The sequence below is a fragment of the Inquilinus limosus genome, from assembly GCF_002195995.1.
GTDB classification, from domain to species: domain Bacteria; phylum Pseudomonadota; class Alphaproteobacteria; order DSM-16000; family Inquilinaceae; genus Inquilinus; species Inquilinus limosus_C.
Genome location: NZ_NHON01000067.1, coordinates 17808 through 36086, shown reverse-complemented (window position 1 = coordinate 36086; position 18279 = coordinate 17808). Strand labels below are relative to the sequence as shown.

General features: G+C 69.9%; 16 protein-coding genes and 1 tRNA gene. 10 read left to right on the top strand and 7 right to left on the bottom strand.

Going from position 1 to position 18279, the window contains the following annotated elements:
* Nucleotides 1-97 precede the first annotated feature (97 nt).
* From BWR60_RS26345 to BWR60_RS26335, 3 genes are all read left to right on the top strand, one after another.
* A complete protein-coding gene (locus BWR60_RS26345; protein ID WP_088154573.1) occupies nt 98-1249 on the top strand; it encodes a porin in 1152 nt (383 codons plus the stop codon).
* A 42-nt stretch (nt 1250-1291) separates the two neighbouring features.
* Complete coding sequence (locus tag BWR60_RS26340) at nt 1292-1816, top strand: Dps family protein (protein WP_034845850.1); 525 nt, start codon at nt 1292-1294, stop codon at nt 1814-1816.
* 82 nt (nt 1817-1898) lie between these two features.
* Nucleotides 1899-2546 carry a DsbA family oxidoreductase gene (locus BWR60_RS26335; RefSeq protein WP_179221957.1) on the top strand — a complete coding sequence of 216 codons (648 nt, stop codon included), beginning with the start codon at nt 1899-1901 and terminating at the stop codon, nt 2544-2546.
* A 38-nt stretch (nt 2547-2584) separates the two neighbouring features.
* Here the strand turns inward: BWR60_RS26335 and BWR60_RS26330 are convergent, their stop codons facing one another.
* On the bottom strand, nt 2585-3700 hold the full coding sequence (locus tag BWR60_RS26330) for a lactonase family protein (protein ID WP_218823694.1): 1116 nt from the start codon (nt 3698-3700) through the stop codon (nt 2585-2587).
* Between the two features lie 277 nt (nt 3701-3977).
* On the opposite strand from BWR60_RS26330, the gene BWR60_RS26325 reads away from it, so the two are divergent.
* Entirely contained in the window at nt 3978-4400 is a 423-nt protein-coding gene (locus tag BWR60_RS26325; RefSeq protein ID WP_088154567.1) for a hypothetical protein, read from the top strand.
* Nucleotides 4401-4475: 75 nt separating this feature from the next.
* Nucleotides 4476-4703 (top strand): hypothetical protein, encoded by a 228-nt coding sequence (locus BWR60_RS26320; protein WP_144445765.1) that lies wholly within the window; start codon nt 4476-4478, stop codon nt 4701-4703.
* A gap of 15 nt (nt 4704-4718) precedes the next feature.
* Here the strand turns inward: BWR60_RS26320 and BWR60_RS26315 are convergent, their stop codons facing one another.
* Entirely contained in the window at nt 4719-5609 is an 891-nt protein-coding gene (locus BWR60_RS26315) for a LysR family transcriptional regulator (protein WP_230983184.1), read from the bottom strand.
* A 99-nt stretch (nt 5610-5708) separates the two neighbouring features.
* Between BWR60_RS26315 and BWR60_RS26310 the strand changes: the two genes are divergently transcribed.
* Complete coding sequence (locus tag BWR60_RS26310; protein WP_088154563.1) at nt 5709-6605, top strand: polysaccharide deacetylase family protein; 897 nt, start codon at nt 5709-5711, stop codon at nt 6603-6605.
* On the opposite strand, the gene BWR60_RS26305 is transcribed toward BWR60_RS26310, so the two are convergent.
* Nucleotides 6602-8155 carry an FAD-dependent oxidoreductase gene (locus BWR60_RS26305; RefSeq protein WP_179221956.1) on the bottom strand — a complete coding sequence of 518 codons (1554 nt, stop codon included), beginning with the start codon at nt 8153-8155 and terminating at the stop codon, nt 6602-6604. The genes BWR60_RS26310 and BWR60_RS26305 overlap by 4 nt on opposite strands.
* Nucleotides 8156-8637: 482 nt before the next feature.
* On the opposite strand from BWR60_RS26305, the gene BWR60_RS36550 reads away from it, so the two are divergent.
* Both BWR60_RS36550 and BWR60_RS36545 read left to right on the top strand, forming a co-directional pair.
* Entirely contained in the window at nt 8638-8940 is a 303-nt protein-coding gene (locus BWR60_RS36550; protein ID WP_144445764.1) for a hypothetical protein, read from the top strand.
* A 221-nt stretch (nt 8941-9161) separates the two neighbouring features.
* Nucleotides 9162-9425 carry a hypothetical protein gene (locus BWR60_RS36545; protein WP_144445763.1) on the top strand — a complete coding sequence of 88 codons (264 nt, stop codon included), beginning with the start codon at nt 9162-9164 and terminating at the stop codon, nt 9423-9425.
* Nucleotides 9426-9531: 106 nt separating this feature from the next.
* On the opposite strand, the gene BWR60_RS26300 is transcribed toward BWR60_RS36545, so the two are convergent.
* The 3 genes from BWR60_RS26300 to BWR60_RS26290 all read right to left on the bottom strand — a co-directional run bounded on the left by BWR60_RS26300 (nt 9532) and on the right by BWR60_RS26290 (nt 12864).
* Nucleotides 9532-9608, bottom strand: a tRNA-Arg gene (locus tag BWR60_RS26300).
* A gap of 141 nt (nt 9609-9749) precedes the next feature.
* Nucleotides 9750-11144, bottom strand: coding sequence for an HlyD family type I secretion periplasmic adaptor subunit (locus tag BWR60_RS26295; protein WP_088154559.1), 1395 nt, complete (start codon nt 11142-11144; stop codon nt 9750-9752).
* Complete coding sequence (locus BWR60_RS26290) at nt 11065-12864, bottom strand: type I secretion system permease/ATPase (RefSeq protein WP_088154557.1); 1800 nt, start codon at nt 12862-12864, stop codon at nt 11065-11067. Before BWR60_RS26290 ends, BWR60_RS26295 begins: the two co-directional genes overlap by 80 nt.
* A gap of 285 nt (nt 12865-13149) precedes the next feature.
* Here BWR60_RS26290 and BWR60_RS26285 point away from each other — a divergent pair, with 285 nt between their 5' ends.
* Nucleotides 13150-13641, top strand: a complete 492-nt coding sequence (locus BWR60_RS26285; protein ID WP_088154555.1) for an MmcB family DNA repair protein — start codon at nt 13150-13152, stop codon at nt 13639-13641.
* An 83-nt stretch (nt 13642-13724) separates the two neighbouring features.
* On the opposite strand, the gene BWR60_RS26280 is transcribed toward BWR60_RS26285, so the two are convergent.
* Entirely contained in the window at nt 13725-14780 is a 1056-nt protein-coding gene (locus BWR60_RS26280) for a LacI family DNA-binding transcriptional regulator (RefSeq protein ID WP_088154553.1), read from the bottom strand.
* A gap of 569 nt (nt 14781-15349) precedes the next feature.
* Here BWR60_RS26280 and BWR60_RS26275 point away from each other — a divergent pair.
* Complete coding sequence (locus tag BWR60_RS26275) at nt 15350-18235, top strand: beta strand repeat-containing protein (protein ID WP_088154551.1); 2886 nt, start codon at nt 15350-15352, stop codon at nt 18233-18235.
* The last annotated feature ends 44 nt before the right edge of the window (nt 18236-18279 follow it).

Here is an 18279-nt window from a genome sequence, read left to right as displayed (position 1 = left end):
CGCCACCCCCATCGCCGCCGAGGCACCCCCGGCCGCACCGGGGCCGGACATCCGCCGTCCCTGAGGGCGCGCGCCGCGCCCGCCAACCGAGGTTCTGATGACATCCAGCGTGCTCTGCACGGCCGTGCTGGCGGCCGTTGCCGTCGCATGTCCCGCCCGGGCCGGCGATGCCCCCGTCACCTCCGGCCTGCAGCTGAAGATCTCCGGCCGCGTCGGCTTCCTGGCCGGCGCGGTGCTGACCGACAGCCGCCGGTCCGGGATGGACCGCGACTACGATTTCGCGTCCGGCGCGCGGCTGCAGTTCGACGTCGTCGCCGTTACCGATTCCGGTCTGGAATATGGCGGCCGCATCCGCTTCAGCGCTATCGACCGCCGCAACAATGTCGTGGTCGACCGCACCTACATCTATCTGAAGGGCGGGTTCGGCACGATCACCCTCGGCGATTCCGTCATCATCGCCGACGACATCGGCACGGTGTACGCCCATCAGACCCTGGCGCCGCGATTCGGCCTCGACACCGACTGGGCCGACGGCTTCCGCAGCCCGGCCACCAGCTTCGGCGGCAGCGACCGGTTCTTCGCCGTCGCCGCCTACGACACGATCAGCGGGCTCAGCAACAAGGACACCCGGATCAAGTACCTGTCGCCGAGCGTCGGCGGCCTGACCTTCGGCATCGACTTCACGCCCGTGGTCGGCGGCGCCGGCCATGCCGGCAATGGCGGCCGCGACGACCTGATCGATGACGGCAGCACCCTGTACGAGAACGTGGTTACCGCCGGCCTCGACTTCAGCCGGACCTTCGGCGGCACGGCGGTGCGCCTGGCCGCCACCGCGGTCACCGGCAACGGCGTCGCCGGCCATCACGATGTCGAGGCCTACACCCTGGGCGGCCAAGCCGGTTTCGCCGACGGCGTCTGGGCCAGCGTGAACTGGACCCATTTCGCCAGCCTGTACCAGACCGGCAAGGCGATCGATTCGATCGTCGGCGACCTGTCCTACACGACGGGTCCCTGGCTGGCCTCGATCGGCTATGCCGCCACCATCGCCGCGAAGGGCAACGCGCTGCGCTCGTCCTTCACCGATGGCCGCGACCTTGAGGCCAATCACAGTGTCATCGGAACTGTGGTGTACAGTCTGGCGCCGGGACTCAACCTGTTCGGCGAGCTCCGCTACGAACGGAACGGGTTCCGCACCGGCGACGACTTCGAAACCTCGGCCCTGACCGTCGGCACGACGCTGACCTTCTGAGCCGGACAGCACACCGCAGACCAACCTGGAGGAGACCGAATCATGAGCTCCGGAACCCCGAGCACCGCCCGCCGCCCGGGCGGGCTGACCGACCTTTCCGCCGACGCGACCAGGGACATCGGCGCCGCGCTGCGGGGCCTGCTGGCCGACGTCTTCGCCCTGTACCTGAAGACGAAGAACTTCCACTGGCATATGAGCGGGTCGCATTTCCGCGACTACCACCTGCTGCTGGACGAGCATGGCGACCAGCTGTTCGCCATGACCGACGACATCGCCGAGCGGGGCCGCAAGATCGGCGCCCAGACGCTGAAGTCGATCGGCGACATCGCCCGGCACCAGCGCATCCCCGACAACGACGCCGACCATGTCGACCCGCAGGACATGCTGGCCGAGCTGCGCGACGACAATCTGCGGCTGACCCAGGCGATGCGGCAGGTCCACAACACCTGCGACGAATACGGCGACGTCGCGACGGCCAGCCTGCTCGAGAACTGGATCGACGAGACCGAGCGCCGCACCTGGTTCCTCTATGAATCGGCGCACCGGCCGCCCGGCTCGAACGCCTGATCCATCCCCGGCGGGGCCGGCCGGCGGCCGGCCCCTGCCACGCAGCACGCAGCGATCCGGGCCCGTGGCCCGAAGGTGTGTCATGGCAGACAGCGCGAACGACCTCCCGCCGATCGGGCAGCTGATCCGGGGCGACGGCCCGGACGGCGCGCGCCGGGTGCTGCACTGGTACGACCTGATGTGCCCGTTCTGCTATGTCGGCCAGCAGCGCAACACGATCTTCGCCGCGCATGGCTTCGACGTGATCGAGCTGCCGTTCCAGGCCCATCCGGAGATCCCGCCCGGCGGCCGCCCGGCCGGCGAGCGCAGCGATGCCCTGGTGGCACGGATCGAGGCGGAGGCGACGGCGTCGGGCCTCGCGCTGGCCTGGCCGGCCCGGCTGCCGAACAGCCGCATGGCGCTGGCCGCGGCCGAATGGGCCCGCCGCCACGCACCGGACTCCTTCGCGCCGTTCCAGAAGGCGCTGTTCGCCGTCCATTTCGCGCTGGGCCAGGATCTTGGCGACCGGGCGGTGATCGACCGGCACGCGGCCGTCGCCGGCATCGACCTCGCGGCGCTGCACGCCGCGCTGGACGATGGCAGCGCCGATGCCCTGGTCGGCCAGTCCGAGGCGCTGGGCCGCCGCCTGGGCGTGCAGGGGACGCCGGCCTGGCTCGTCGCCGGCCGGCTGATCCCCGGGCTCTATCCGCGCGAGCAGTTCGAGACGCTGCTGCGGAGCCTGGCCGCCTGAGGACCCGCCCGACGGGCCGACCCGGCGGCCCTGCCGCGTCACGGCAGGTCGACGATCTCGACCCAGTTGGCGTCGCGGCCGACCGGATACCGGCCCAGCGGCGTCAGGGTGCCGCTGGCCTTGTCGATCCGGTAGACCGCCAGCCGGTCCGACTTCTCCCCTGACGCGACCAGATAGGTGCCGCTGGCATCGATGCGGATGCCGCGCGGCTGCGTCTCCGTGGCGTAGTTGGTGACATAGGCCGGCGTCCCCGTGTCCGGGGCGACCGAGAACAGCGCGATCTGGCTGGTCGTCCGCTCCGTGGTGTAGAGGAACCGGCCGTCGGGCGTGGCCTGGATGTCCGCGGCCCAGACCCTGCGCTTGCCGTCATCGGCGGGCGGCGCCCCCGGCGGCAGGCCCGGCACCAGCCCGGCCTCCGGCGGCACGGTGGCGACGGTGTCGCGCTCGGTCAGGGTGCCCGTGGCCGGGTCGACCGCGAAATGGATCAGGTTCCCCGACAGCTCGCACAGCACGTAGAGGGAGGTGTCATCCGGCGACAGGATCGGGTGGCGCGGGCCGTTGCCCGCCGCCGTCTTCACCAGCGGCGGGTCGTTCGGCGTCAGCCGGCCGGTCGCGGCGTCGAACCGGAACTGCAGGATCTGGTCGCTGCCGAGATTGGTGGCGTAGACGAAGCGGTTGCTGCGGTCGGCGCGGATCGCATGGGCGTTCTTGCCGGTCGGGATCACCTGGCCGGCCTCCGCCCGGACCAGGCCGTCGGCATCGATCGGGCTGACCGCGACCTTGTCGCCGCCATAGGAGGCGGTGAACAGGAAGCGGCCGGTCGCGTCGGTCGAGACATAGGCCATGCTGTCGGGCAACGGCGCCGTCGCCTCCTGCCGCAGCGCGCCGGTGACCGGATCGATCGCATAGGTCACGACCGTGAAGGGCTGGGACCGGACCACGGCGTAGAGGTGCCGCTTGTCCGGGCTGACCGCCATCGGCATCACCATCTTCCCGGCCGTGGTCTTGCCGAGCGGCGTCAGCCCGCCGGTCGCCTTGTCCATGGCATAGCCGTCGATGTTCCCGTCCTCGGCGTTGGAGACGTAGACGAAGGTGGCGGCCGCTGCCGACGGCGCCGGGCCGAGGGCGGTGAGCGATGAGGCGATGGCGATCATTCCTGCCAGCATCCGCAATGCAGTGTGGGTGGCCAAGACGATTCTTCCTCCCGAATGGCGAGCGGGCGCATCCCGGCGTCCGTCTCAGCCCGGAAGGGTCTTACGGCCGCCGATGGCCGTCCAAGCCGAAACGGGTATCGATCGATGCCGCCGGCGCATCGATCCGGGCCGGGGCAGCGCGCATGGTGACCTTCCGATGTGCCTGGGATCGCCAGCGGACGCAGCGTGGTCATAATCTCGAATGAGGATGCAATTCCGGGGATGGGGGAGGGGCGGCATGCGACGGTTCCGGCGAAACCTGCTGTGCGCGCTCGGCGCGATCGTGATCTGGCCGGCGGCGGCGCCCGCCCAGGACGGCTGGGGCTGGACGATCATCACCCCGTCCGTGACCGGCACCGACACGCTGGGCCTGGCCCTGCGCCGGATCACGGAGGAGCAGCAGCATCCGCAGCCCGGCGCCGCGGCGCCGGCGGCCGAGGCGGGCGCCTTCCGCTACACCCCCTCGCGCGACCGCCGCGCCGCCAACCTCGCCCGCTTCGTGGCCCGCAGCCGGGCGGCGGATCCGCAGGGGGCGGACAACCTCGCCAAGGTGTTCGCCTCGACCGACGTGGTCGAGCAGATGCGGGCGCCGCTCGCCGCCGTCGGGCTGCGGATCGACGATGTCGCCGACGCCTATGCGGTGTATTGGATCAATGCCTAGCAGGCCAGCCGCGGGGTCGATGACGATGTCGGCCGCGCCACCGCCCTGGCCGTGCGGGACCAGGCCGCCCGGGCGATGGCGGCGACGGGCCAGCTGCGCGGGGCGGGCGACGCGGCCAAGCAGGAGATGGCCGAATCCCTGCTGATCCAGGCGGCGCTGATCGCCGACGCGCTGAAGCAGAGCCAGGGCAATCCGGAGCTGAGCCGCCAGGTCGCCGCGGCCGTGTCGCAGGGCGCGCGGGGGATGAGCCTCGATCTCGCCGCCATGACGCTGACCGAGAAAGGCTTCGTTCCGGCCGAGTGAGCGGGCAGCGCCGCGCTACGCCGGGAACAGGCGCTTCGCCAGGAAATCGATGAACACCCGAAGCTTGGGCGCGGGGTAGCGGCTGGACGGCCACAGCAGGCGGAACACGCCCTCATGCGCGGTGTGATCGGCCAGCACCACGGCGAGGGTGCCGTCCCCGATCTGCCGGCGGATGGCGAAATCCGGCAGGCAGGCGATGCCCAGCCCCTGCTCGGCCATGGCGATCAGCGGCTCGATCGTGTTCGCCACCGCGCTGCTCGGCAGGGCGATCCCGGCGCGGCGCAGCGGCCAGGGCTCGAACCTGCCGCTGGTGGCGAAGCGGTGCTGCAGGCAGGCGTGGCCTGCCAGGTCCTCCGGCACCCGCGGCACGCCGCGGCGCGCGAGATAGGCGGGCGCCGCCACCAGCTGCAGCCGGAACACGCCGAGGATTCGGCTCATCAGCCGGGAATCGCCGACCTCGCCGGCGCGGATCACGGCGTCGAAGCCTTCCTCGATCACATCGACCAGCCGGTCGGTGAAGTCGAGGTCCAGCTCGATCTCCGGATACTCGCGCATGAAGGCGCCCAGCGTCGGCATCATCAGCATCCCGGCCAGCGGCAGGCTGACCCGCAGCCGGCCGCGCGGCGCGCCGCGGGTCAGCGCCAGCTCCATCTCGGCGGTCTCGATCTCGCTGAAGATCCGCCGGCAGCGCTCCAGGAACAGCGTTCCCTCCGGCGTCAGCGTCACCGAGCGGGTGGAGCGGTGCAGCAGCCGCACGCCCAGCCGCTCCTCCAGCCGCGCCACCGCCTTGCCGATGGCGGAGGAGGAGACGCCGAGCTGCCGTCCCGCCGCTGTGAAGCTGCGGGAGTCCGCCGCCCGGACGAAGGCGTCGAGCGCGCCGAGGCTGTCGGTAGGGCGCATGGTCATTCCGGACATCCGTTTCCGAAGTGTCAGGAACCATAGCTCAATTCTCCGCAATGCGCGGCAGGCTCATCTTCCGAGCAGGCACAATTCGAGGAGGCCGCCATGGCCCAGACATCAGCCGCGCCGCAGCATCACGACCGGTTCCCGTACTCCGCCATCATCGACCGCCCGAAGCTGCGCTGGCCGAACGGCGCCCGGGTGGCGGTCTGGGTGTCGCCGAACATCGAGCATTTCCGGTTCGACCGGCCGTCGAGTTCGATCAACCCCTTCACCGCCAACCTCGTCCCCGACGTGCTGAACTATTCCTGGCGCGACTATGGTGTCCGCGTCGGCATCTGGCGGCTGATGGAGGTGATGGAGCGGCACGGCATCCGCGGCACCGCGCCGCTCAATGCCGAGGTGGTGGGGCATTACCCCCGCATCATCGAGGCCGGGCAGGCGCTGGGCTGGGAGTGGATGGGCCACGGCCTCACCAACTCCACCCTGATCAACGGCCAGCCGGAGGATGAGGAGAGGGAGATCGTGCGGGCGGTGGTCGACACCATCGGCCAGGCCACCGGCCGGCGGCCGCGCGGCTGGCTGAGCCCGGCGCTGACGGAATCGCACAGCACCCTCGACCTGCTGGCCGAGGCCGGCATCGACTATGTCGCCGACTGGGTGAATGACGAGCAGCCTTATCCGATGCGGGTGCGCGCCGGGTCGATGCTGTCGCTGCCCTATTCGATCGAGATCAACGACTTCAACGCCTTCCTCTTCCAGGGCCAGTCGGGCGCGCAGTTCGCGGACACGATCCGCGAGCAGTTCGACGTCCTGTACGAGGATGGCGCCGTGACCGGCCGGGTGATGGGCATCGCCCTGCACCCGTTCCTGATCGGCCACCCGCACCGGGCCCGGCATTTCAGCCGGGCGCTGGCCCATATCGCCTCGCATCCCGATGTCTGGCTGGCGACGGGCAGCGAGATCGCCGACTGGTACCGGGCGGCCCGCGCCGAGGCCTAGCCGGCGGCGAGGGCCACGGCCGGCTCCGGCACCGCGTGGGGCAGGTCGGCCTCCGCCAGGGCCCGGACGGCGCGGCCGGCCAGGGCGTGCAGCGTCCGGCGCTGCCGGGTGGCCAGCACCACGGCGGCGCCGGCCGCGGCCCCCATGATCATCCAGTGCGGCTCCATCCGCAGGCTGGCGAAGGCGATATGGGTGGCCGAGGCGGCGACGGAGGCCAGCAGGTTCGAGGCCTCCTCCGGCTTGGGCAGCAGCATGCCGTAGCGGATGCCGTAGCGATCGCATTTGCCGAAGATCATGCCCTCGCGCACCGCCCGCTCGCCATCGGCGGTCACCGTCCACTGGATCGGCTTGCAGTCCAGCGGATAGCGGCCGATGCCGATATCGGCCTCCGGGTCCACCGCGCCGCGCAGCACGTCATGCTCGGTCAGCGTGTCGATGCCCTGCAGCCGGCGCCCCTCGCGCACATACAGCGCCGGCGGCCAGCCGTCGCTGCCGTGATACTCGTCGCGGCAGAAACCGAACTCCGCGAAGAAGCGCCGCGTCTCCTCCGGCACGCTCTCGTCGGTGCGGATGAAGTGCAGGATCCGGGCCGTGTAGTCGCGATAGATCGCGGCGATCCGCCGGCGCCCGGCGGGGCCGGAACCCAGCCAGTCCATCCCCGCCAGCGGCAGGTTGATCGGCGCCGCGTGCCCGGAATTCATGTCGTATTTGCCGCCCCGCAGCCGGGCGAGGTTGAAGAAGATCGAGTTGAAGGTGGTGCCGTGCACGATCGACACGGCGCCGGCGCCCTTGCGCCGCCCCGACAGGGCCAGCCGCCGGAACAGCTCCATGTCGGCCGGGTCGTAGCGGTCGGGCTCGGGGATCGGCAGCCGGTTGTCCGGGTTGCGGGTCAGGGTCAGCCGGTAGCAGAAGGCCTGCAGCCGGGAATCGCCGTCGCCCAGCCGGACGCCGTCGGGCGGCAGCAGGTAGGGCAGCAGCTTGCCCCGGCCGTCCCTGGCCGGGATCGGCTCGTCCAGCGGGGCGGGCAGCATGCTGCCCAGCCGGCGGCGCCCCGCCATGGTCTCGCCATGGGCCTCGGCGCTTTCACGGCCGATGCGGCAGGACACGCCGGCCAGCGGCAGCAGGTCGCCCTCATAGGTCGCGTCGATCCAGAAGGCCGACCAGACCGTGTCGCCGTCCTCCAGCACCGCGTGGCTGAGGGATGGGCCCGTCTTCATGATCGTGGCGATGCGGGTCCCGGTCCTGAGCTCGACGCCGGCCTCGTCCAGCAGGCCCCGGAAGATCCCGGCCAGCACATGCGGCTCGGCCCGGAACTCGATCTCCGGGCTGCCATAGGCCGCGCCGGCGCGCTGGAAGACCTCGCGGGCCGCGCCGCGCAGGATGCTGCCGCTGCCGATGATGTCGGTCGCGTTCAGCCCGCTGGTCATCAGCCCGCCGACATGGCCCGTCGGCTCGATCACCAGGACCCGCAGGCCCCGCTTTCCCATCAGGCTGGCGGCGACGATGCCGGACGGCGTGGCGCCATACACCACGGAATCATAATATTTCACGACAAATTCCCCCCATCCCGATGCCCATGAGGGGGAAAATCCCCTCCGGATGGTTCCGGCCCTCCCGAAGCGTCGCAGGCGCACCCTCGGCGCCGCCCGCCGCGGCGGATCCCCCTGAGCAGTCCCTCCCGAAGACCGTCCGGCTCGTCCTCGGCCTCGCCGAGGGATCCGGATCGGTCCTTGCCTGGAACGATCTTCCGGCATGTCGGCGGGGCATGCAATGCGGCACCGCATCGCTTCGTTTGCATCCGCCGGCTCACGCCGGCGGCTTGCCGCGATGCGTCAAGCGGCCTTGTGAGGGACTCTGGTGGCAACATCTGCGGCAGATGGCTTTGCCCGATCAGCACCAGCACCGCTATGAAAGCATTAAATTAAAATATCATCGATATTTAAATCAATAAGTGAACATTGCATCGGTAAGGCAAGATGCTCCAAAATGCTCTCGGCTTGCCTCAATGTGTGCTCAATCCATGGAGAGCGAGATGGCAGACAGCTATACTGCAGTCTTGTGGGATACTCTGTCCACAGAATACACGATAGTCTCCATCGATCCTCCATTGTCCAGAGTTACGACATTAATGGAGGGAAATTCAATCGGAACGAAAGAGCTTAAGCCCGATGCTCCGGTCGAAATCAAAAAAATTTCTGACCAAGACAAGATCACGACTAAATATTCATTTGCCCAAATGGACGGCGGATGCATGATTCGTGTTGATTGGATCGTTATCGTTCCGATTTTGGGGAAGTTTGAAGGAAGCAAGGACCTGCCATTTCCTCCCTATTGATTTTGCGATCAAGTGTTGAGGCGGCGCCCGCCCGAACGGCACCACAGCCTGGCCGGGCCAGCTTGTCGTGCCTCTGGCGAGCGCAAGCGGAGCGGCGGGCATTGTGATCGGCCAGCTGTCCGACCGATCCCCAACATTCAGCCCCTTGGAGCCCAGCGAGACCTCCCTGGGCTCCGGCCCATACGCTATCCTGTGTGCGCATCTACAGTGGGTCAGGACCCATGGCCGACGGTTCGAAACAGGGCGTGAGTGCGTTGGTTCAGGCTCGGGTGCGCGTAGCCGCAGCCCAGGCAATTCGGGCCGCGGCAGTTCAGCAGCGTGTCGACGGTGCGCCGGAGGAAGTGATCACCCAAGTCGAGCGTGCCGCTGAATGGCTTGAAGCCGAGGCCGGGGATTTGCAGCAGCGGAGCATGGCTGATCTGGCAACGGCGATCGATGCAACAACAGCCCGCGCCAAGTCGACGGTCACCAACGACAACGAATAGGGTTCGTGCCCGATCGCCCGGCCCAGCGGTCCCGCGGCCTCCCGGCGCCCGCATCCTTGGATCCCCGCGTCAGTGCGCGGCGATCAGGTCGTCGCAGAGCGGGTGATGGCGTCCCCGGAGAGATTCGAACTCCCGACCCGCTGCTTAGGACGCAGCCGCTCTATCCTGCTGAGCTACGGGGACCCGGGCGCCCTTATAGCAAGCCGGCGGGGCGATGACACCCCCCCGCGTGACGCCGCACGGAGCCCGGAAACGAAAGAGGCCACCCCCGCGCCCGGCGGGGATGGCCTCGAAGCCGCTCGATGGGCTGGAGGCGGTGGCGCCTCAGTCCTCGATGAAGCTGCGCTGGAAGGCGTGGACCAGCGGGTCGACCGCATATTGCAGCGCGGTGCGGGTGCCGGTCATGATCGAGGCCTCCGCCGGCATGCCGGCGGAGAGGTTGACCTGCGGCGCCACCCGCTTCAGCAGGCTCGGGTCGACCTCGACCTTGGCCAGGAAGTAGGAGCGCTTGGTCGCCTCGTCCTGGGTGCTGTCGGCGGCGACATAGATCACGGTGCCGTCGATCCGCGGCATGTTGCGCTGATGGTAGGCGGTGAAGCGCACCAGCGCCGACTGCCCCTCGCGCACCGTGTCGATGTCGTTCGGCTGCACCTGCACATCGATCACCAGCCGGTCGTTCTTCGGCACCAGCTCCAGGATCGGGGCGCCCGGCTGAATGACGCCGCCGAGCGTGTGGTACTTCAGGTTCACCACCACGCCGTCGACCGGCGCCAGGATGCGGGTGCGGCCGACCACGTCGCCGGCCGAGCGCAGCTTCTCGTCCAGCTGCGCCAGCTCCTTCTGGGTGTTCGCGCGCTCCTCGGCGATCTTGTCGCGGAAGTCGCTGTCCAGCGCCAGCATCCGCATCTGGCTCTCGCCGATCAGCTGCTGGGCCTTGGCGATCGAGGAGGTGTCGGCCGCCTTCTGCCCGCCGATCTGGGCCTGGGTGCGCTGCAGCGCCAGCAGCCGGGGCCGCTCATACAGCCCCTTGGCGACCAGCGGCGCGACGCCGTTGATCTCCTGCTGGATCAGCTCGAGCTGGGTGTCGGCCGAGGTGATCTGGGCCTTCAGCCCCTCGATGTCGGACCGGCTCTGCTCGACGCGCTGCTGCAGCACCGATTTCTGGCCGTTGATCGATTCGCGGCGGGAGGTGAACTGCTCCTGCTGCGCCTGCACCAGGGCTGCGGCGCCGGGGCTCTTCGCCGCCTCGTCCAGCACCTCGGCCGGCATGGTGATCGCCGGCGCGCCGGCCTGCTCGGCGTCGAGCCGGGCCAGGGCCGCCATGTCCGCCAGGCGCTGCATGCGCACCGAGTCATAGGTCGCCAGGTCGCGCGTCGCGTCCAGCACCAGCAGCGTGTCGCCGGCCTTGACCTCGGTGCCGTCCTTGACCAGCAACTCGCGGATGATGCCGCCCTCGAGATGCTGCACCGTGCGCCGGTTGCCCTCGGGGCTGACGACGCCGTTGGCGATCGCGGCGCTGGCCAGCGGGGAGACGGCGGCCCAGGCGCCGAAGCCGAACACGAAGACGCCGATCACGACGCCGCCGATCAGGCTCAGGCGGTTCAGGCCATACGCGTTGCGCTTCAGCGTCGCCGCGGTGTCATCCAGCGGAGCGGGCAGGCGGTTGCTGAGGACGGCTGGCGGCAGTGGCTGTCCAGGCTCCTGAGGCGTGAGCGACATTTTCAGTTCCCTTTGGCGCCGGCGTGGTGTCGGCGGCACGTGGTCCAGCAATGCGGGCCAGCACCTCGGCCCGCGGTCCAAGCAAGGCGATCTCGCCGTCGCGCATCACCAGGAGGCGGTCGGCATCGGCCAGGATCTGCGGCCGGTGGGCGACGATGATCACGGTCGTGCCCTTGGCCTTCAGCCCGGCGATCGTGCCCATCAGCGCGGCCTCGCCATCCGCGTCGAGGTTGGAGTTCGGCTCGTCCAGCACCACCAGCTTGGGCTGGCCGAACACGGCGCGGGCCAGGCCGACGCGCTGGCGCTGGCCGCCCGACAGCGGCACGCCGCCGTCGCCGATCGGGGTGTCGTAGCCCTGCGGCAGCCGCACGATCATGTCGTGCACGCCGGCCAGCTCGGCCGCCGCCACCACCTGGTCGGAGTCGACCTTGCCCATGCGGGCGATGTTCTCGGCCACCGTGCCGGGGAAGATGTCGACCGCCTGCGGCAGGTAGCCGAGATGCGGCCCCAGCGTCTCGGGCGACCATTGCCCGAGATCGGCGCCGTCGAGGCGGACCGCGCCGTCGGTCGGCGGATAGATGCCGCACAGCAGGCGGCACAGCGTGCTCTTGCCCGAGGCGGAGGGGCCGACCATGCCCAGCACCTCGCCGCCCGCGATCTCGAAGCTGACGCGCTTGATGATCGGCGTCTTGCCCTGCGGCGCGACGAAGACCAGCTTGTCGATCTGCACCTTGCCCGACGGCGGCGGCAGGGTCAGCCCGTCCTTGCGCTTCGGCAGGGCGGTCAGGATCTTCTCGATCGATTCATAGGACTGGCGGGCGCTGATGAACTGGCGCCAGGAACTGATCGCCTGCTCGACCGGGGCCAGGGCGCGGGACAGCAGCATCGAGCCGGCGATCATGCCGCCCGAGGTCAGCTCGCCATGCAGCAGCAGATAGGCGCCGACGCCCATCACGAAGCTCTGCACGAAGATGCGGACGAATTTCGAGGAGCCGCCGATGATCGCCGACCGGTCGGAGCTGCGCTCCTGCCCCACCAGCGCGGCCTCGGCGTCCTTGCGCCAGCGGCCCATCAGCGCCGGCAGCATGCCCATGGCGCGCACGGTCTCGGCGCTGCGGATGGCGCCTTCGGCCTGGCGCTGGGCCACGACCTGCAGCTTGTTGGCGTCGGTGGTCGGGCCGCGCAGCATCTTCTCGTTGGTCAGCGCCAGGCCGAACAGGATGGCGGCGGAGATCAGCGCGGTGACGCCGAGCGCCCAGTGCAGCAGGAACATGACGACGATGAAGACCGGCGCCCAGGGGGCGTCGAACAGCGGGCCGATCGACGGGCCGCCGATGAAGGCGCGGATCTGCGACAGGTCGCGCAGCGCCTGGCCGCCGACCGGCGCGCCCAGCACGGCGCCGTTGACCCCGGTCTCGACCAGGGTGCCGGCCAGCTTCCGCTCGAACCGTGTGCCGATCCGGGCCAGCAGCGCCGAGCGCAGCCCGTCGAGCCAGCCCAGGATGATGAAGGCGAAGCAGGCGACCAGGGTCAGGAACACCAGCGTCTCGACATGGGCGCTGCCCAGCACACGGTCGAACAGCTGGTAGGAATAGAGCGGTGACACCATCACCAGCAGGTTGATGACGAAGCTGAACCCGCCTGCCACCAGGAACCACGGCCTGACCGATTGAAGGGCTTGGCGGGCGGCGCTCGGCGGTGTCACGTCTGTCTTCGCCATAATGTCTTTTTCCCCTCGTCGGCCTGTCTGGCGCCACCGCCCTGTGACCGACTTTATATACCGTCGTATACTGATCGAGAAGCAGACCGCCCCGCTACCGGAAAGCGAACTGCATCCCCCTAAGGACGCGTAATTGAATAATTCATTCCGGACTTTGTAACTGTGTCACAGGTAACACCCATTGTCCCGACAGATTCAGTGAGGGGCATGGCAAAATTCTGACGATTCCAAGACAGATCCTTCTCCCTTGGCGCCGGGCCCGGATGGAGTCTAGGATGGCTCCGCATGGAACAAAGAAGCAACTCCGCCCGGCTGGACTCCCTGGCCCGGCTGCAGACGGCGCAGGTCACCCGCGGGGTGCGCCGCTGGCTCGCCGCCGCCGGCCATGCCAGCCTGGCGGAGTTCGGGCTGCCCGACGGGCGCCGCGCCGACGTCTTCGCGGTTGACGGGGTCGGCGGCATCATCCTGGTCGAGGTCAAGGTCTCGATCGCCGATTTCCGCGGCGACCGGAAATGGCAGAACTACGCCGCCTATTGCGACCGGTTCTGCTTCGCCGTGCCGGAGGATTTCCCGCAGGAGCTGATCGGGCCGGATTGCGGCCTGATCGTCGCCGACGGCTTCGACGCGGTGTTGCTGCGGCCGCCGCCGGAGCACCGCCTGCCGCCGCCCCGGCGCCGCGCGCTGGTGCTGGAGTTCGGCCGGGTCGCGGGGCAGCGCCTGCACCTCATGGAGGATGAGGGCGCGCTGGTCGGCTGGCGCGGCACCGGCGCGATCTGACCGGACCGTATCCGACCTGCCGCATCTGACCCTGGCGCCGGGGGCCCGCCCGCGCGGCGCTCGCCCACACGGTGGATGCCTCGTCAGGGCGCGCGGCGGGGCCTGCGGCCGCCGGTCTTCGGGGCGGTCGTGCTGGCCCGCAGCAGCAGCTGGTTCGGCAGCGTCGTCCTGAGCGGCGGGGCGGCGGCGTCGCGGTCCAGCAGCATCAGCAGGATCTCCGCGGCCTTGGCCCCGAGCTCCGCCGTCGGCTGCCGCAGCGTGGCCAGGGGCGGTTCGCAGAAGGCGCCGACCGGAACGCCGTCGAAGCCCAGGACCGACAGGTCGCCGGGCACCGCCACGCCCTGCGGCCGCACCGTGCTCATGAAGGCGATGGCGGCGTCGTCCCAGCAGGCGACGGCCGCGGTCGGGCGCGCCGCCAGCGCCAGCCAGGCCCGGGCGGCGTCGATGCCGCTCTCGAAGCCGTCCTGGAACGCATGGCCGCCGCCATGGCGGACCACTGCCCGGTCGGGCAGGCCGGCCGCCGCCAGCGCCTCGGCCAGCCCGCCGGACCGCTCGGCCTCGTGATAGCTGCCGGCCGGCCCCGCGATATAGAAGAACGACCGGTGGCCCAGGCCGATCAGGTGCAGCACCGCCTCGCGCATCGCCTTGCGGTCATCGGCGATCACGCTCGGAATCCCGGCCGCGCTGCGGTCCTGCAGCACCGACACGATCGGGATGCCGGCATTGGCGAGCGACCGCTGGCCATGGGACGGCAGCTCCGCGGCGCCGATCAGGATCGCGCCGCGGACGATGCCGCCGACCGCGAGGTCGGGAATATGCTTTTCCGCCGCTGCCGAGCGATTGCGGCCGGCGATCAGAAGGTTGAAGCCGTTGTCCGAGAGGGTCGCGGCGACGCTTTGCAGCACCTCGGGCACGACCTGCGAGGCGCCGTTGGCGATCGCCGGCTCCGACAGCACGGCCATGACGATGTTGGACGCGCCGACCCGCAGGTTCCGGGCGGCGGCGTTGGGGACGTAGCCGAGCTGCTCGGCCGCCGCCAGGATCCGGCAGCGTGTCGCCTCGCTGACCCGGCCGGGACGGGCGAGGGCGCGGCTGACGGTCGAGGTGGCGACGCCCGCCAGCCGCGCGACGTCGCGCATGAGAGGGCCGAAAGCCTCACGACCCGTCGGGCGCTTGCCCATAGTCCTATGTGCTCTTTCCTGCCGCCATCCCCCGCCGCGATGACGGAACGTCGTCGCGGCGGGGCCGGCAGCCAAATGGCTGATCGAAAGCCTCCATTAGACCCGCGAAAAAGCGGTTGAAAAGCAGGGTAACGTTGCCATCATGCGGCAATCGTTTGCCGTTCCCGCGCTTCGCCTGGCTCGGGCCGGGCCGGCGAGAGGCGCCGCTTCCGGGAATGCCGTCATCGTGCCGATTGCGCATGATGGTGATCGGCGTCCTGTTCTCAATAATTACATGCCAATGCCGACTGAAGCGGAAATCTCCTTCCGTATCATGTCAATTGTATGACGATTGAAACAATAAAACCTATATATGGAAATCAAATTTCTTTGCAATTAGAAGCAGTTTCTCTTTATGTGGGGCATAATTTTATTGAAAATGAATCATTAGGACTCAATTGATTCTTCTGCCAGCTTAAATTCGGGGAGGGTTTTTCTTAACCCACAGGACGACTGTTGATCTGGGCTTACGCCCTAGGAGGAGACTCATGGCGCTCATCAACGGCACCGCCGGCAATGACGGCCTCAGCGGCACCGCCAACGCGGACACCATCAACGGCCTGGCCGGCGACGACACGCTGGAAGGCCTGGCCGGCGCCGACGCGCTGAACGGCGGCGACGGCGTCGACACGATCACCTATGCCGGCTCGAACGCCGCCGTCGTGGTCAACCTGGCCACCGGCGCCGCCTCGGGCGGGCACGCCGCCGGCGACACCTTCACCGGCATCGAGAACGTCTCGGGCAGCACTTTCAACGACACGCTCACCGGCGATGCCGGGAACAACTGGCTGCACGGCTCGCCCGGCAACGACACCCTGAACGGCGGCGCCGGCGACGACATCCTGTCCGGCGGCAGCGGCGGCGGCACCGGCGCCACCTATGGCGCCGACACGCTGAACGGCGGCGACGGCAACGACACCGTCGACTACAGCCGCGAGGGCCAGGAGGCCGCGGTCAGCGTCAACCTGGAGACCGGCGTCAAGGGCGGCGTGGCCGCGGACGACGTCTACACCAGCATCGAGAACGTCACCGGCACCACCTTCGACGACGGCATCGTCGGCGATGCCGGGGCCAATATCCTCAACGGCCATGACGGCGACGACGCGCTGCGCGGCGGCCTCGGCGCCGACAGCCTGATCGGCGGCGCCGGCATCGACACGGCGGGCTACGGCGACTCCGCGGCCGGGGTGACGGTCGACCTGACCGCCGGCACCGGCAGCGGCGGCAGCGCCGAGGGCGATACGCTGGCCACCATCGAGAACCTGAACGGCTCGGGCTTCGACGACACGCTGATCGGCGCGGCAGGCGCCAATGCGCTGGCCGGCGGCGCCGGCAATGATGTCCTGCGCGGCGGGGCGGGGGCCGACGCCCTCAATGGTGGCGACGGCGCGGACACGGCCGACTACACGGGCTCGGCGGCGGCGGTGTCGGTCGATCTCGGCGCCGGCACGGCCACGGGCGGCGACGCCCAGGGCGACACGCTGCTCGCCATCGAGAATCTGCGCGGCTCCGGCCTCGACGACAGGCTGGTCGCCGCGGCCGGCGCCAACACCCTGGACGGCGGCGACGGCGATGACTACCTGGAGGGCGGGGCCGGGGCCGACCACCTGATCGGCGGCGCCGGCTCGGACATGGCGAGCTATGCCGGCGAGGCGGTCGCGGTCATCGTCAACCTGTCGACCAGCACCGCCAGCGGCGGCAATGCCGCGGGCGACACCTTCGACGGCATCGAGAATCTCGAAGGCACGCTGAACGGCGACCAGCTGACCGGCGACGCCGGGGCGAACTATATCCACGGCCACCAGGGCGACGACGTCATCAACGGCCTCGGCGGCGACGACATCCTGTCCGGCGGCAGCGGCCAGGGCCAGAACGGCGGCGGCGCCTTCGGCAACGATGTCATCGATGGCGGTGACGGCAACGACACCGTCGACTACAGCCGCGAGGGGCAGTCCGAATCCGTCCAGGTGAACCTGGAGACCGGCGTGTATGGCGGCCAGGCCGCGGGCGACACGCTGACCAGCATCGAGAACCTCACCGGCACCACCTTCAACGACACCCTGGTCGGCGACGCCGGCGCCAATGTGCTGAACGGCCATGACGGCGACGACGCGCTGCGCGGCGGCCTCGGCGCCGACAGCCTGGTCGGCGGGGCCGGCACCGACCTGGCGGGCTATGGCGATTCCACCGCCGGTGTGACGGTCGACCTGACCGCCGGCACCGGCAGCGGCGGCTCGGCCGAGGGCGACACGCTGGCCACCATCGAGAACCTGAACGGCTCGGCGCTGGACGACCACCTGTACGGTGCCGCCGGGGCGAACGTCCTCGCTGGCGGCGCCGGCGCCGACTTCCTCTGGGGCGGTGCCGGCGCCGACACGCTGAACGGCGGCGACGGGCTGGACTATGCCAGCTATCAGGCCTCGGCTGCGGGGGTGACGGTCAACCTGCAGGCCGACACCGCCTCGGGCGGCGACGCCCAGGGCGACCAGCTCAACGACATCGAGAACCTCTACGGTTCCGCCCAGGCCGATACGTTCACCGGCACCGCCGCCGCCAATGTCCTGGCCGGCGCGGCCGGCAACGACACGCTCAATGGCGGCGCCGGCAATGACCGCCTGATTGGCGGTGCCGGCGCCGACACCATCCATGGCGGCGCCGACAATGATTCGATCGACGCCGGGGCCGACAACGACGTCGTCACCGGCGATGCCGGCAACGATTCGATCGCCGGCGGCGCGGGCGACGACCGGCTCGACGGCGGCGACGGCAATGACAGCCTCCTGGGTGGGGCCGGGGCCGATGCCCTGACCGGTGGCGCCGGCACCGACACGGCCGATTATTCCGGCAGCGCGGCCGGGGTGACGGTCAGCCTGGCGGCCGGCACCGGCACCGGCGGCGACGCCGAGGGCGACACCCTCACCGGGATCGAGCAACTCTACGGCTCGGCCCAGGCCGACCACCTGACCGGCAGCGCCGGCGCCAACGTCCTCTGGGGCGGCGCCGGCGACGACGTCCTCACCGGCGGGGCGGGGGCCGACACGCTGAAGGGCGGCGCCGGCAATGACAGCTTCGCCTACACCGCGATCGGCGACAGCACGGTGGCGGCGGCCGGCAAGGACTCGATCGTCGACTTCACGGCGGGCGACAAGATCGACCTGTCGGCGATCGATGCCGACGGCGATGCCGGCAACGGCGACACCGCCTTCACCTTCGGCACCGGCAATTTCACCGGCGTCGCGGGCGAGGTGCGGGTGGTCGATTTCGACGACGGCCGCCAGGGCGTCTATCTCCAGACCACCGGCGACAAGGTGCCGGACGCGATCATCACGGTCTATGCCGACCACGCCCTGACCGCGGCGGATTTCGTGCTGTAGCCTTCCCGGAGCCGGGCGTCGCGGGCGCCCGGCCCTCCGGCTTC

Bases quoted from the DNA above. Each gene is read 5' to 3' on its own strand.
- BWR60_RS26295 (WP_088154559.1), bottom strand. From the start codon at position 11,144: ATGTCGCTCACGCCTCAGGAGCCTGGACAGCCACTGCCGCCAGCCGTC.
- BWR60_RS26285 (WP_088154555.1), top strand. From the start codon at position 13,150: ATGGAACAAAGAAGCAACTCCGCCCGGCTGGACTCCCTGGCCCGGCTG.
- BWR60_RS26275 (WP_088154551.1), top strand. From the start codon at position 15,350: ATGGCGCTCATCAACGGCACCGCCGGCAATGACGGCCTCAGCGGCACC.
- BWR60_RS26330 (WP_218823694.1), bottom strand. From the start codon at position 3,700: ATGATCGCCATCGCCTCATCGCTCACCGCCCTCGGCCCGGCGCCGTCG.
- BWR60_RS26335 (WP_179221957.1), top strand. From the start codon at position 1,899: ATGGCAGACAGCGCGAACGACCTCCCGCCGATCGGGCAGCTGATCCGG.
- BWR60_RS26325 (WP_088154567.1), top strand. From the start codon at position 3,978: ATGCGACGGTTCCGGCGAAACCTGCTGTGCGCGCTCGGCGCGATCGTG.
- BWR60_RS26320 (WP_144445765.1), top strand. From the start codon at position 4,476: ATGGCGGCGACGGGCCAGCTGCGCGGGGCGGGCGACGCGGCCAAGCAG.
- BWR60_RS26315 (WP_230983184.1), bottom strand. From the start codon at position 5,609: ATGACCATGCGCCCTACCGACAGCCTCGGCGCGCTCGACGCCTTCGTC.
- BWR60_RS26310 (WP_088154563.1), top strand. From the start codon at position 5,709: ATGGCCCAGACATCAGCCGCGCCGCAGCATCACGACCGGTTCCCGTAC.
- BWR60_RS26340 (WP_034845850.1), top strand. From the start codon at position 1,292: ATGAGCTCCGGAACCCCGAGCACCGCCCGCCGCCCGGGCGGGCTGACC.
- BWR60_RS26280 (WP_088154553.1), bottom strand. From the start codon at position 14,780: ATGCGCGACGTCGCGCGGCTGGCGGGCGTCGCCACCTCGACCGTCAGC.
- BWR60_RS26345 (WP_088154573.1), top strand. From the start codon at position 98: ATGACATCCAGCGTGCTCTGCACGGCCGTGCTGGCGGCCGTTGCCGTC.
- BWR60_RS36545 (WP_144445763.1), top strand. From the start codon at position 9,162: ATGGCCGACGGTTCGAAACAGGGCGTGAGTGCGTTGGTTCAGGCTCGG.
- BWR60_RS26290 (WP_088154557.1), bottom strand. From the start codon at position 12,864: ATGGCGAAGACAGACGTGACACCGCCGAGCGCCGCCCGCCAAGCCCTT.
- BWR60_RS36550 (WP_144445764.1), top strand. From the start codon at position 8,638: ATGGCAGACAGCTATACTGCAGTCTTGTGGGATACTCTGTCCACAGAA.